This is a genomic window from Gemmatimonadota bacterium, assembly GCA_026706345.1.
In the GTDB taxonomy this organism is placed as follows: Bacteria; JAAXHH01; JAAXHH01; order JAAXHH01; family JAAXHH01; genus JAAXHH01.
Genome location: JAPOYX010000028.1, coordinates 1 through 13738, shown reverse-complemented (window position 1 = coordinate 13738; position 13738 = coordinate 1). Strand labels below are relative to the sequence as shown.

Below are 13738 nucleotides of genomic sequence, written 5' to 3'. Positions count from 1 at the left end.
CCCGCGAACAACCGTGTCGAAGGATGCTCCTGTAACATGCTCCTGATAAAAAGAACGGGGAAAGCCCCCTTCGGTTCCCTCCCCGTTCCCTGCGCAACTTGTTTGTACCGTGGTCAACCCGTTCAGGGCATGGCGGGCCGCCCTCTTTCGTACCGCACCTTGCCGTCCACGATGGTATACACGATTTCCGTATCCAGGATCTCGTTCTCGGGCACGGTCATGATGTCCTTCGACAGCACCGTGAAATCCGCGAGCTTGCCGTGCTCGATGGAACCGAGCACGTCTTCGTGAAACGAACCGTAGGCCGCATCCAGCGTATAGGATCTCAGGGCTTCCTGGCGTGACATGCGCTGGTCGCCGAACATCCCGCCTTCGGGCGTCCCGTCGGGCCGCTCACGGGTCACGCTGGCGTAGAAGGAAGCGACTGGACTGACGTCTTCGACCGGCGCGTCGGTTCCGTTGATGATCTTCACGCCATGCTGCAGCAGCTTCTGCCAGACATAACCGCCCTCCGCCGTGCGGGCGTGGCCGAGCCGGTCCGTCGCCCAGGGAAGGTCCGAGGTCGCGTGTATTCCCTGCATCGAAGCGATCACGCCCAGCTGGGCAAACCGGGGGATGTCGGCCTCGTCCAGTATCTGGGTATGCTCGTCGCGGAAACGGTGGTCCTTCACGTGGGGAAATTCCTTCATCGCCCTCTCGTACATGTCGAGTATCATGCGGTTTCCGCGGTCGCCTATGGCGTGAGTGCACACCTGCCAGCCATGCTCCAGGCCATAATGCGCGGCCTCGTAGATCGTTTCAGGCGGGGTCGTGGGGAATCCGGAATTGCCCGGGTCGTCCTCGTAGGGCTCCAGCAGCCATGCTCCCCGCGAACCGAGGGCCCCGTCGCCGTACATCTTGACGGCGCGGACGGTGAGAAACCCATCCGGGTGAGACCACGGTTTTTTCAAGGCGACCATGGTGTGCAGATTCGAGGCCATCACATAGACCCGCATGTCCAGTTTGCCCGCATTCGCGTATTCCTTGTACAGGTCGATCCCGTCCATGCCGACCCCGGCGTCGTCGAACATGGTGATTCCGTTGGCCAGGCATTCCTGGATGCCGAGTTCGAGGGCCTGCCGCCGCTGGTTTTCGGTTAAGCCGGGAACGCGCACCAGTCCCATCGCCTTGTCCACCAGGATACCCGTCGGGTTGCCGTCGGCGTCCTTGATGATGTCGCCGCCTTCGGGAGACTGCGTGTCCCGGTCTATACCCATCAGTTCCATGGCTTTGGCGTTGGCAAACGCGGCATGGCCGTCGGCCCTGCGCACGTATACCGGGATATCAGGCACGGCCTCGCTCAGCCTGTGATGGGTCATGAACCCGCGGACCGTGAGCGAACTGCGGTCCGTCCACTTCTCCTCGTGCCATCCTCGGCCGGTGATCCACTCGCCTTCCTCCACCCCCTCGGCCGCCGCCAGCACCCGTTCGATGAGTTCGTCGTAACCCGAAATACCGACCAGGTCGACCGTCATCTTCGCGACTCCGATACTCATGAGGTGGCCGTGGCTTTCCTTCAACCCGGGCACCATGGTCTGGCCTTCCATATCGATCACCCGGGTGTCGGGACCGATGAAGGGTTCCACGTCTTCGTTGACGCCCACGACGGCGATCCGGTTTCCGATGACGGCCACGGCCTGCGCTTTGGGCCGATCATCGTCCATCGTGTACACCGTGCCGTTCTTCAGTACCAGGTCCGCGGTCGACTTGCGCACCTGCGCCTCGCCGCCGACAGACCACACCAATGTCATCAAGCCTGCAACCGCCACTGCCAGTAAAGATTTCCGCATGTAATCCTCCATGGCTCAATGCCGATCCGCCGCGTCTTCGAACCGCGGTCCGGCACGGCCTGAATCTCATCCTCGACTGCGCTGCCCCCTCGATCCACCCGCCGCCCCTTCGAACCGCGGTCCGGCGCGGCCTAAATCTCATCCTCCACGCGGCGTCGCCCCACTTCCTCCCGGATGTAGGCGATGATGTCGCGCGTCGAAGTACCTGGTCCGAACAGCTTCCCCACGCCGAGTTTCGCAAGTTCCTCCGCATCGGCTTTGGGAATGATCCCGCCGCCGGTGAGCAGCATGTGAAGGACGCCCTTTTCCCGCAGCAGGTTCATCACGCGGGGGAAAATGGTCATGTGGGCGCCCGACAGGATGCTGAGGGCGACCACGTCCACGTCCTCCTGGATGGCCGCCTCCACGATCATTTCGGGCGTTTGCCGGAGCCCGGTGTAGATCACCTCCATACCGGCGTCCCTGAGCGCGCTGGCCACCACCTTCGCGCCGCGGTCATGGCCGTCCAGGCCCGGTTTGGCTACGAGCACGCGAATGTTTTCTGCCATGATCGAACTCTCTCAACCCGCGAAACCGCGGTCGATCGTATTCCCCGGCCCGCGAACCCGCGCGGGCTCAGACACCTCCACGTCATATCGACAGGCTGTCCATGATTTCCCGGGCGGCCGCGAAGGGCTGGATTTCCCTGCGGGCCACGCGTTCGGAAAGGCGGTCGAGCGTGTCGTCCCCGTCGCGAAGCTCCGTCAGCCTGCCGCGCCACAATTCGCCGAGCGCCCGCTGTATGGCCGAACGGCCCTGGCGGAGCCTCCGCTTCTCCAGCCGGCCCTCGCCGGAGAGGTAGTCTCCATGGGCGGCCAGTTGTTCGTACAGGCCGTCCATCCCGGTATTGTCCCGCGCGCTGACCCGGAGGACGGGCGGTTTCCAGCCGTCGCCCCAGCGCCGCATGTCCACGATCATCTGGAGTTCGGAGGCGAACCGGCCGGCTCCTTCCCGGTCTTCTTTGTTCACGACCAGCACGTCGGCGATTTCCATCAGCCCGGCCTTCATGGCCTGTATGCTGTCGCCCGATTCCGGAGTGAGCAGGACGACGGTGGTATCGCTGACTTCGGACACGTCGAGGGCGGATTGCCCCACGCCCACGGTCTCCACAATGATAACTTCTTTGCCGAAGGCGTCAAGGGCCGTCATGGCGTGCGGGGTCGCCTCGGACAGGCCGCCGGCGTGGCTTCGGTCGGCCTGGCTGCGCACGTAGACTTCCGGGTCGTCCCATGAACTCTGCATGCGAAGCCGGTCGCCGAGCAGCGCCCCGCCGCTGAAGGGACTGGTCGGGTCCACGGCAATGACGCCCACGGTGCGTCCGTTCTTGCGCAAAGAGGACGTCAGGCGGTCCGTAAGGGTACTCTTGCCGACCCCGGGCGGCCCCGTAACGCCGATACGGCGGGCTTTTCCGGACCGGGGATACAGCAAGTCCAGTATGGCGGAACGCCGGTCTCCGTCGTTTTCCAACAGGGTGATGACGCGGGACAGGGCGATCCGGTCGCCGTCGAGGAAACGATCGAGTAGCTTCATAGCGGGAATGGCGGCTAGACCGTGGCGGTCTTTATGTCTTTTATGCGCAGCTGGAGGCTGGTTTCGCCCCGGAAGGTATTTTCCTCGAGGGTAAAGGCCAGGTCGAGTTGGTCCCGGCTATCGTTGACTCGCTCGGCGTAGTCCGCCATGCCGAATCCGATGGCCTCCATGACGCGGCCATTCTGCCTTACCCTGAATTTCAGGTGTTTTTTCTCCACGCCGATGGTCCTTGTGGAACCCACGAGGCTCAGGTTGCGCGACACGAGAACCGGGTGGGTGTTTGCCGGACCGAAGGGCCCGAGCATCTTCATGAGCTTGATCATGCGCGGGGTAACCTCGTCGAGCTCGATTTCCGAATCGATTTCGAGCCGGGGGACGAAGTCCGCCGGGGTTGCGCGCGCGGCCACCACCTCGTGGAACTTGTGCCTGAACGCCTCGATGCGGTCCTTTTCGATGGAAAGGCCCGCCGCGTGATGGTGCCCGCCGAACTGGATCAGCAGGTCGGAGCACTCCTTGATGGCGTTGTACAGGTGAAAGTCGCCCACGGTCCGCGCCGATCCCCGTCCCTTCTCGCCTGCCGTCGAAATCATGACGACCGGCCGGTTGAAGGCCTCCACCATGCGGGACGCGACGATGCCGATGATGCCGGGATGCCAGGTGTCCGAAGCGAGTACGAGGCCCTTGGCCTCCCGGAGAAACGGATCCTTCTCCACGACGTCCCTGGCCGCTTCGAAGGTGAGGGTGTCCTCCTTGCGCCTTCGCTGGTTCTCCTCGTTCAACTCCCTGGCCAGGTCCGCCGCTTCCTGCTGGTCTTCGGTAATCAGCAGGCGGACCACGCGCGTGGCGTCGCCCATGCGGCCGGCGGCGTTGATGCGGGGCGCGAGCATGAAGAGCATGTGTCCCGTCGAGAGTTCCTTCTCCCGCAGGCCCGCCACGTCGAGCAGCGCCTGCAGGCCCGACTTGTGCGTCTGCTGCATCATGTCCAGTCCGTACTTGGTCAGCACCCGGTTCTCGTCGCGCAGGGGGACGATGTCCGCCGTCGTGCCTAGGGCCACGAGGTCCATGTGCGTATACACCGCGTTCTCCGGCAGTCCGACATGCTCGGCCAGCGCCTGCGCCACCTTGTACGCCAGTCCGACGCCGCAGAGCTCTTTGAACGGGTACCCGCAGTCGGCCCGCTTGGGGTTCAGAATGGCGACGCTGTTCGGAAGGGTATCGCCCGGGACGTGATGGTCGATGATGACGACGTCGATCCCCATCTCGCGGGCCCGGTCCACCTCCGCGTGCGCGGTGATCCCGCAGTCGACGGCCAGGATCAGTGTTACGCCGCGGCTTCTGGCTTCCTGCAACCCTTCTATGGACAGTCCGTACCCATCCGTCATGCGATTGGGTATGTAAGAGGAGATTTCGTCCGTCAGCAGTTTGATCGTCAGGTACAGCAGGGTCGTCGCCGTCGTGCCGTCCACGTCATAGTCCCCGAAGACCATGATGTGCTCGCGCCGTTCGATGGCGTCGGCGATCCGCTCCACGGCCAGGTCCATGTCCGCCATGAGAAAGGGACTGTGCAGGTCATCCAGGGTGGGCTTCAGGAAATGCCGGGCGTCGTCGAAGGTCGAGACGCCCCGGTTGAGCAGGATCTGCGCGATCACGCGCGGGACGTTGATCAACTCCATCATCCGGGGAACATCGGGATGTTCGTCGTGTAGGACCCAGCGGCTGTTCATGGACCAGACCGGATGTTGAAGTTGAAGGTGAGCGTGGCGCCTGGCCATTCAGGCGGATGCGGAGAAGCCAGGTACCGTAAAACGTCCAAGCCGTCCGTAAGCCGAGTTCTGTGCCTTCGCGGTGAAGGTGGCGATCATCTATCTGGGACGACTGTCGCCAGCCGCCTCTTGCGACCTTACCCGAGAGTCTCCGGTTTCCCGGCGGGCGAGACGGGCCGTCTCTCCTCTCCTATTCGGTCTTGCACCAGATGGGGTTTGTCCTGCCGGACCGGTTGCCCGGACCGCGGTGAGCTCTTACCTCGCCTTTTCACCTTTGCCTCCCCGAAGGGATCGGCCGTGTGTTTTCTGTGACACTTTCCGTGGCATCACTGCCCCCTGCCGTTAGCAGGCATCCTGCCCTGTGGTGCTCGGACTTTCCTCGCCCGCCCATCGGCGAGCGCGATCGCCTGGACGACTTGGAACGTTTTACCCCGTTAATATACCTGATTGCGCGACGCGTTTCAACCCCGGCGTGGGAGATACGGGGACGGGCGCGCCGGGCGGCGCGTTGCGGTCAGAGGGGTTTCAGTACTCCAGGCCTTCTTCCATGATCAGGATCCGACCGCAGCTTTCACAGGAAATCAGCCGGTGTCCCTGGCGGATCTGCAGTATGACCTGCAATGGAATCACGTGGAAACAGCCGGAGCAGGCCCCTTTCTTTACGGGTACGACGGTCATCCCGCGCAGGTTCCGCCGAATGCGGTCGTATACCTTGAGGATCTGGTTCTCCACGCGCATGGACATTCTCTTTCGCTCATCCATTTTGACGGCGATGTCTTCGTCCACCGCCGAAAGCCTGGACTCGAGCGCCGCGCGCTCTTCGTCGAAGCGCTCGATCAGCGATTCGGTCTCCCCGCGCATGGTCTCCAGCGTTTCGCTCTCCGCCTCGGCCTCGGTGATCAGCTGCAGAATCGCATCTTCGAACTCCGAGATGAGGGTCTTCTGCGCCTGGATCTCCGTCTGGAGGGCGTCGTACTCCTTGTTGGTCTTTACGCTGTAGAGCTGTCCCTGGTACTTCTTGACCTGTTCCTGGGCGGCCTGCAGGTTCCGTTCGTGCTGACGCCGGTCTTTTTCGATGTCCGCGACCTTCGTTTCCTGATCCGCCAGCCTGGTTTCCGCCTCGGCCCGGACGGTGCGCATCGTCTCCAACTGACTGGGAATGTCTACCTTGAATTGTTCGAGCTCGTGCAGGTCCTGATCCGTCTTCTGCAATTCCAACAGCGCTCTCAAGCTTTCCTGCATGCGACCCTGACCTTCCATGGAGATGAAAAGGCGGACAAAAAAAAATGCACTCTGACGGTGCATTTTCCTTCGTTTCAATCTGGTTTTATCGAGTCCCGGGTCCGAAGAGGCAACTGCAGGCGGACCATGCATACAATCGGGCTCGTAGACATATCCATCCTTTTCCTAATACTACTTGATTTTTTGGTCATAGACTATAAAGATAATGCCGGAGGCGTATAGTGTCAACCAAAATCAGAGGAGGGTATCATGGGTTCGATCATTCGACTGCGCGGCAATAAAAGCGAAGAAACGGTCGAGTTCAGTATCGTCGTTTCCAAGTGGTTTTTCGCCGGTTTCACGGCGCTGGTCGTCGCCGCCGTTTCCCTGGGTTACGCCGTGCTGCCCGCCCAGTCGCAGGACGACCGCGGCCGCAAGGCCATCGCGCCCGGCCAGAACTACAGCGAGGCCATCGAAGCGGGCGACTTCGTGTTCCTTTCCGGCAAGATCGCGGCCGTCCGGGGCCGGATTATCCCCGGCGGCATCGAAGCGGAAACGAAAATGGTCATGGACAACCTGCAGAAGGCGCTGGCCAAGTCCGGATTGACCATGGACGACGTCGTCAAGGCCACGGTGTTTCTGAGCGACCTGAATGACTTCTCCGCCATGAATGAGGTGTACCGGTCCTATTACACGGGCGATCCGCCGGCCCGTTCCACCATCCAGTCCGGTGTCGTGCTGAACGCCGGCATCGAGATCGACCTGATCGCCTACCGCGGCGGCAAGTAGCCGCCGGACCGGGACGGGGAGCGGATGAACGACAGAACGACCGTTGGCGTGATCGGACTGGGGCTGGGGCAGGCTCATCTCGCCGGTTACCTGAAGAACGACCGGGTGGAAGTCGTGGGACTGGCCGACCTGGATACGGAACTGGTCGAGCGGACCGCGTCGGAACACGACGTGCCCCACGCGTTTACCGACTACCGGGACCTCTTCGCCCTGGAACCCGATCTCGTCAGCGTCTGTCTCCCTAATTTTCTCCACGCCCCCGTGACCATCGATGTCCTGGACGCCGGCGCCCACGTGCTGTGCGAAAAACCCATGGCGCTGAACGCCGCCCAGGCGTGGGACATGGTCGCCGCCGCCCGGCGCAGCGGCCGGTACCTGATGATCGCCCTGAACAACCGGTTTCGTACCGAGACGCAGATCCTGAAGAAGCTCGTCGAGCAGGACGTGCTGGGCGAGATCTACTACGCCAAAACCGGATGGCTGAGGCGGAGCGGCATTCCCGGAACGGGAACCTGGTTCACCCGCAAGTCCCAGGCCGGAGGCGGCCCGTTGATCGACCTCGGCGTCCATATGATCGATCTCACGCGCTGGCTCATGGGAAACCCGCGCCCCGCGTCTGTCGTGGGCGCCGCCTATACCCGGCTGAGCGGCGTGGTGGAAGGCGTCTTCGACGTGGAAGACCTCGCGGCGGCCTTCATCCGGTTCGAGGGCGATGCCACGCTCGTTGCGGAGACGAGCTGGGCCTCCCACGTTCGCACGGAGGGATCCTACGTCAAGCTGATGGGCACCCGGGGCGGCGCCGAGATCACGGGCAACGATTTGACCGTTTATACCGACCTGCACGGTGAACAGGTGGATATCACGCCCGCCTATACGCCGCGGGAATGGTCGGACTGCATCGCGGCCGAGATCGCCCATTTCGTGGACTGCATCCGGGCCGGGCGCACGCCGATGTCGACGGGCGAACAAGGCGTCGAGATCATGCAAATCCTGGATGGAATCTACGAATCGGCCGTGGGGAACCGGATGGTCCGGATCGGGTAGCGCGATCACGCAGCGCGGCGCGCGGACCCCCCGCCGGTTTCACGATCCGGACAGCCATCGCGAGACCGCTCCCGGCTCACCGGTCCGACCTGTCGTCCGCGGCGCGTCCGAATGCCCGGTTGTTGGACCTTATCGTCCTGTCGCCGGGGCTCGCGGACAGAGCGTTATGGTAGGCTGCCTCGGCATCGCCCCTGCGGCCGGACCTTTCATAGGCGACCGCTAGGTTGTTCCACGCCGCCGCGTCGTGCGGGTCCTCCGCCACGGTACCTTCCCAGATCGTTACCGCCCGGGACCAGTCTCCCCCCCGCGCCGCGGAGAGGGCCCGGCGGTCAGGGGTAGCGATGAGCCGGCGGGTAACCTGAATCTGTTCCCGGACCAGGGAAGCCATCAGCCGGTCCACGATGCGCCTGGCCAGAACTTCGGTCAGCATCGGCGACACGAACTCGACGGAGACGGCTCCCTCCGGCGGCGCTTCGACGGGTTCGGGCAGTACCGTGCGGTAGGATTGGGATTCCGTGACGGTATAGCTGCCGATCAGCATCTTCGATCTGACTCCGTAGACCCTGAGCGTGGTCGTAACGGCCGCTGTCTGGTCGATATGCGGCAGGACATAGGCCTTGTTTATGACGCGGACGTTGGATCCTCCCAGTCTCACCCCGACGGTCTCTTCCTCTCGAAAGACCTTTACCTCTCCGTACTCTTCCGTATAAGCCCTGTCGAGATCGCCGACCACCGCGATTCCGGCGTTCATTTCTCTTCCCACGACCAGCGCGAGAGAATCGGAGACCTGTCCGGCCTCGTGGGGATGACGCGCCAGCGTCCGAAGCACCGGTCTCATTTCTATCGCCGCCAGCGTGGAATCCGATACCAGGGCGCGGGCGAACAGATACCCGGTCAGGTTGTTCAGGGCCAGGTCGGTCCCGTTGAAACCCAGGAAGGCTATCGTCGCGTCTTGGTCGGGGAGGCCGAGCAGGGGCGACCGATGGATGTCGAAACGGACGGAGAGGGAAGACGCGGTGCATCCGGGAATACACGCCAGGGTTGCCGCCGCCAGGAGCGGCAGGACCGTTCTGTAAGGTGAAGCGGTCATGGTACCTGAATAGGTACGCCCTTTTATCCCGGCGTGTCAAGCCGATTCGGGACGGCCGCGCGTCCGCCGGAACCCCCGAAAGAGGTTGACAATCAGGCCGGCGGTCCTTACTCTACGCATGACCAGAAGCCACGTCAGTACGGGTTAATGTACATGTCCTCGTCACAGAAGCCACCCGGGTCTGCGGTACCCGGAAAGAAGTCCGGTAAAACACCCCGGAAGACGCGTCCCGACCCGGTCCGCCGCCGCCGATTCCTGCAGAGATGCCTTGGCGTGCTGGGCGGTATCGGTTCCCTGATGGCCGCCTATCCTCTCATCCGTTACATCGAGCCGCCCCCCGAGGCCGAGGGCAGCAGCCGGGTCGAAATCGACCGGGCGTCCGTTCCTCCGGGTACGGCCATGACGGTGATCTACCGGGGTCGGCCGACCATCGTGGTGAACACATCCGACGGTTACGTCGCCTTCAACGCCGTATGTCCCCACCTGGGTTGCGTCGTCAAGTGGGAGGGCGGAACGCGGAGCCTGGTCTGTCCCTGTCACGGCGGCAAATTCGGCACGGACGGCAGCGTCCAGGGCGGACCGATCCCCGCCCCCCTGACCGCGGTTGAACTGTCCGTCACCGACGACAAGATCATCATCGGCGCGTAACCATCGGTGTCCGGACGACCCTTCCCACGCGGAGCATGAAACCAGCCACTATGATCAGACGCCTGTCCAACGGGGTGTACAACTGGCTCGATGACCGCGTGGAAATATCGGTCGTCGTCGACTTCTGCCGCCGCCAGCTGACCAAGCCCGTGCCCCGCCATCTCAACTGGCTGTTTTCCTTCGGGACGGTCACCCTGATGTTCTTTCTTTCCCAGGCCGTCTCGGGCGTCTTCCTGATGATCTATTACGAGGCGTCGGCCGATACGGCCTACGAAAGCGTCAGGTACATCATGGAGCAAGTGCGCTTCGGCTGGCTCATGCGCCAGGTGCATACCTACGGCGCCAATTTCATGATCGCCTTCCTGCTTCTTCACTCGGTGCGTGTATTCTTTTACGGTGGATACAAGAAACCCAGGGAGCTTACCTGGCTCTTCGGATTCGGCCTGCTGGTCGTGACCCTGGCCTTCGGTTTTACGGGCTATCTCCTGCCGTGGGATCAGCTCTCCTACTGGGGAACGACCGTGGGTACGGAAATCGCCGCCGCGACCCCGGTCATCGGCGAGCAGCTGCTGATTCTCATGCGGGGCGGAGAGATCATTTCCGACGTGACCCTCACCCGCTTCTTCATGCTTCACGTCGTGCTGCTGCCCTGGGTGTTCGTCGCCCTGGTGGCCGTGCACCTGATCCTTATCCGGTACAAGGGCATCTCGCCGCTCGAAGGAACGGACGTGCCGGAGAAGACGCCGGAAGAACTGACGAAAGCCGGCGGCAAGCCTTTCTACCCCCAGCACGTGATGAAAGAAGCCATCGTGGTATTGCTGGTCCTGGCGTCGATGATCTTCATGATCATATACTACCCCCTGCCGTTGCACGAAAAGGCCGATCCCTTCAACACGCCGGTCGGCGTCAAGCCGGAATGGTATTTCCTTTCCTCCTACCAGGCGCTGAAATACCTCCCGAAAACCATCGGTATCATCGGGTCCGGCCTAGTGGTCCTGGCCATCTGCCTGTTGCCCTTCTGGGACAGGACACCGTCCCGCAAACCGTCCCGCCGGCCCATAGCGACGTCTCTCGGCATCTTCTTCATCGTCCTCAACATCGTCCTCGCGCTGCTCGGCAAGATCTCGGAAACGGAAATGACTATCATGGGCACGAGGTACCATTTCGACATCTACGGCTGGCCCCACGCCATCGCGACCGTCGAGGAACCGGCGGCCGAACCGGACATCGGCAGCGAGGGGACGGAATGAGCGACGGGAAGCATGCCGGACATCTGCCGCGCGCTGGAGCGGGACGCCCCCAGTCCGACCAAACCGCGGGATATCCCGCGAAGGCCGCGCTCGTTCTTCTGACGTCCTTGTTCCTCTTCTGGACGCCCGCCGGTTCCGCTTCAGCACAGCCGGCCGCGGCGACCAACACCTGTGTCTCTTGTCACGCCGGCCTGGACGACGAGGACATGAGCCTGCCGGTGGCCGAATGGCAGCGAAGCGCGCACCGTCCCGCTGGCATTTCCTGCCAGGACTGCCACGGCGGGAATCCCGCCACCATGGTGGAGGACGAAGCGCACGCCGTCGAACGGGATTTCGTAGGGCTGCCCGATCCGTATGTCATTCATGAGCTGTGCGGCGAGTGTCATCAGGTCCAGATGGTCAACTACGTACCCAGCCCCCATGGCCTCGAGGGGGATTTCTGGCCCAACTGCGTGGACTGCCACGAGAACCACGAGGTGATCTATCCCCAGGCGTCCCTGATTTCCATACCCGACAACTGCGAAGACTGTCACGAGCAGGAAATCATGGACGAATTCATCGCCCTGACCGACCGGGGACTCGAACCCGTCAACGCGTTCCGTCTGGCGGCGGAGGAGATCCGCTCGGCGGGCGTTCCGGTCGACATGATTCTGGCGCAGGCGTCCCTGGCGCGAGATGCCTATATCGAGCGGGCCTCCCACGTATTCGTGCTCGAAGAAATGGTCGCCGTCGTCGATTCACTGGAACAGATCTACCCGCGCATTCAGAAGGAGGTGGATACCGCCCGCACCGAAGTCGATACCCGACGCAAATTCGGCTGGATGTTCATCGGCCTCTTCCTCGTGGTAGCGGGCGTCCTCTGGCTGTACCGCCGCTCCCTGCCGGAAGCCTGACCGGACCGATGCCACGGCCGTACGGCAATCCGGCCGGTCAGGTCCGGGCTGGTCAAAGCCGGGACAGGCCTGGCCGGCATCTCCGCGGTATCTGTCGTTCCATTCGATTGGGGCCACCCATGTATACACGTATCATATTTTTCATCCTGCTCGCCTGCACCGCCTCCCGAGTCGCCGCCGATCCCTCCGGCACTGTCCGGTCCGTGCCCGACGGCAAGGGAATGGCCACGCTGGCCCAGGCCGTGCTGCGCCTGCCCGTCGTCGCCAGCCTGCTGCACACCGGCGCCCATCCCGATGACGAAAACAGCGCACTGGTAGCCTATGTAAGCCGTGGGCTGCACGCACGGACCGCCTACCTTTCGCTCAACCGGGGCGAAGGCGGCCAGAACCTCATTGGACCCGAACTGTACGACGCCATCGGCGTGATCCGGACGGAAGAGCTGCTGAGCGCCCGCCGGTTCGACGGTGCGGAGCAGTTCTTTACGCGGACCTACGACTTCGGTTTTTCCAAATCGGCCGAGGAAACCCTGGAATATTGGAACCGGGATGGAATGCTGCTGTCGGACGTGGTGCGCGTCATACGCCGCTTTCGTCCCGACGTGATCGTGTCCGTCTTCGCCGATTCGCCTCGCGACGGACACGGCCATCACCAGGCGTCCGGGAGGATCACCCGCGAAGCCTTTTACGCTGCCGCCGACCCGGACCGATTCCCGGAGCACCTGCAGGACGGGCTACGTCCCTGGCAGGCCCGGAAGCTGTACATCAACAACACGCGGGCCGCCTTCGACAGCATCGATTCCCTCCTGGTCGACGTGGGGTCCTACAGCCCCGTACTGGACCGGTCGTACAGGGAACTCGGCCTGGCGGGCCGCAGCATGCATCGCTCCCAGGACATGGGGACCCTCCAGCCCAAGGGCCCGGCGACCACCAAGATCAAGCTGGTCGCCCGCTCGGGCATGGCGGATGCGGACGGGGACAACCACCTCTTCGACGGACTGGACACGACCTTCATGCGCCTACGCGCCATGGCCGGTCCGGATGCCGAAGCGGTCCCGGGATTCGCCGCCCGGCTCGGCCGGCTGGACACGCTGGCCCGTGCGGCCGTGGACGCCTACCGGCCGCTGGATCCCCCCGCCCTGCTCAATCCGGTGCTGGAAGGCCTGCGGATCATCCGGGCGCTCCGGGTAGACCTCGTTCAAAGCCCGTTGCCGCGTAGTGCGCTGGCCGACATCCTCTTTCTCCTTGACCGGAAGGAAGCAGACTTCACCAACGTGGCGGCCCTGGCCCTCGGCATCGCCTTCGAAGTGCTTGCCGTCGACGACCGGGTAGTTCCGGGAGGTACGCTTGGCATGAACCTTGTGCTGTTGAACCGCAGTACGAGGCCTGTCCGTGTCACGCACCTCGGCCTGGACGTCCCGGTTGGATGGACCGCCGCATCCGATCCGGCCATGGCCGAACCCGCCGGGCCGACCGTGGACATCGGGTACAACGAAAGCGTGGTAGAGGCATGGCGGGTATCCGTTCCGTCCGATGCCCGGCTCACCCGGCCCTACTGGCACCGCCGTTCCCTAAACGACCGGCGCGTCGAGGTGGAAGAGACGGCATGGATCGGATTGCCCTGGAGTCCCCAGCCCGTCGTGGG

12 protein-coding genes and 1 other RNA gene are annotated in these 13738 nt (G+C 63.2%); 6 read left to right on the top strand and 7 right to left on the bottom strand.

The window, feature by feature from the left end; translation table 11 throughout:
• Window positions 1-122: 122 nt before the first annotated feature.
• The 6 genes from OXG98_03360 to OXG98_03335 form a co-directional block, all read right to left on the bottom strand.
• A complete protein-coding gene (locus OXG98_03360; GenBank protein MCY3771046.1) occupies window positions 123-1829 on the bottom strand; it encodes an amidohydrolase in 1707 nt (568 codons plus the stop codon).
• Between the two features lie 131 nt (window positions 1830-1960).
• On the bottom strand, window positions 1961-2377 hold the full coding sequence (locus tag OXG98_03355; protein ID MCY3771045.1) for a cobalamin B12-binding domain-containing protein: 417 nt from the start codon (window positions 2375-2377) through the stop codon (window positions 1961-1963).
• Window positions 2378-2459: 82 nt separating this feature from the next.
• On the bottom strand, window positions 2460-3398 hold the full coding sequence (gene meaB, locus OXG98_03350) for a methylmalonyl Co-A mutase-associated GTPase MeaB (protein MCY3771044.1): 939 nt from the start codon (window positions 3396-3398) through the stop codon (window positions 2460-2462).
• Between the two features lie 14 nt (window positions 3399-3412).
• Window positions 3413-5122 (bottom strand): single-stranded-DNA-specific exonuclease RecJ, encoded by a 1710-nt coding sequence (gene recJ / locus OXG98_03345; GenBank protein MCY3771043.1) that lies wholly within the window; start codon window positions 5120-5122, stop codon window positions 3413-3415.
• An 82-nt stretch (window positions 5123-5204) separates the two neighbouring features.
• An RNA gene (rnpB, locus tag OXG98_03340) (RNase P RNA component class A) lies at window positions 5205-5580 on the bottom strand.
• A 106-nt stretch (window positions 5581-5686) separates the two neighbouring features.
• Entirely contained in the window at window positions 5687-6403 is a 717-nt protein-coding gene (locus tag OXG98_03335; GenBank protein MCY3771042.1) for a C4-type zinc ribbon domain-containing protein, read from the bottom strand.
• Between the two features lie 249 nt (window positions 6404-6652).
• Between OXG98_03335 and OXG98_03330 the strand changes: the two genes are divergently transcribed.
• The gene (locus OXG98_03330) at window positions 6653-7171 is read left to right on the top strand and encodes a Rid family hydrolase (protein ID MCY3771041.1); all 519 of its coding nucleotides are present in this window, start codon (window positions 6653-6655) and stop codon (window positions 7169-7171) included.
• A gap of 24 nt (window positions 7172-7195) precedes the next feature.
• Window positions 7196-8215, top strand: a complete 1020-nt coding sequence (locus OXG98_03325; protein MCY3771040.1) for a Gfo/Idh/MocA family oxidoreductase — start codon at window positions 7196-7198, stop codon at window positions 8213-8215.
• 76 nt (window positions 8216-8291) lie between these two features.
• Here the strand turns inward: OXG98_03325 and OXG98_03320 are convergent, their stop codons facing one another.
• Window positions 8292-9305 (bottom strand): BTAD domain-containing putative transcriptional regulator, encoded by a 1014-nt coding sequence (locus tag OXG98_03320; protein ID MCY3771039.1) that lies wholly within the window; start codon window positions 9303-9305, stop codon window positions 8292-8294.
• Window positions 9306-9458: 153 nt separating this feature from the next.
• Between OXG98_03320 and OXG98_03315 the strand changes: the two genes are divergently transcribed.
• The 4 genes from OXG98_03315 to OXG98_03300 form a co-directional block, all read left to right on the top strand.
• Window positions 9459-9953 (top strand): ubiquinol-cytochrome c reductase iron-sulfur subunit, encoded by a 495-nt coding sequence (locus OXG98_03315; GenBank protein MCY3771038.1) that lies wholly within the window; start codon window positions 9459-9461, stop codon window positions 9951-9953.
• A 50-nt stretch (window positions 9954-10003) separates the two neighbouring features.
• On the top strand, window positions 10004-11203 hold the full coding sequence (locus OXG98_03310) for a cytochrome bc complex cytochrome b subunit (protein MCY3771037.1): 1200 nt from the start codon (window positions 10004-10006) through the stop codon (window positions 11201-11203).
• Window positions 11200-12096, top strand: a complete 897-nt coding sequence (locus OXG98_03305; GenBank protein ID MCY3771036.1) for a hypothetical protein — start codon at window positions 11200-11202, stop codon at window positions 12094-12096. Before OXG98_03310 ends, OXG98_03305 begins: the two co-directional genes overlap by 4 nt.
• Window positions 12097-12215: 119 nt before the next feature.
• Window positions 12216-13738 (top strand): PIG-L family deacetylase (locus OXG98_03300; protein MCY3771035.1); only part of this gene is annotated, 1523 nt, incomplete at its 3' end.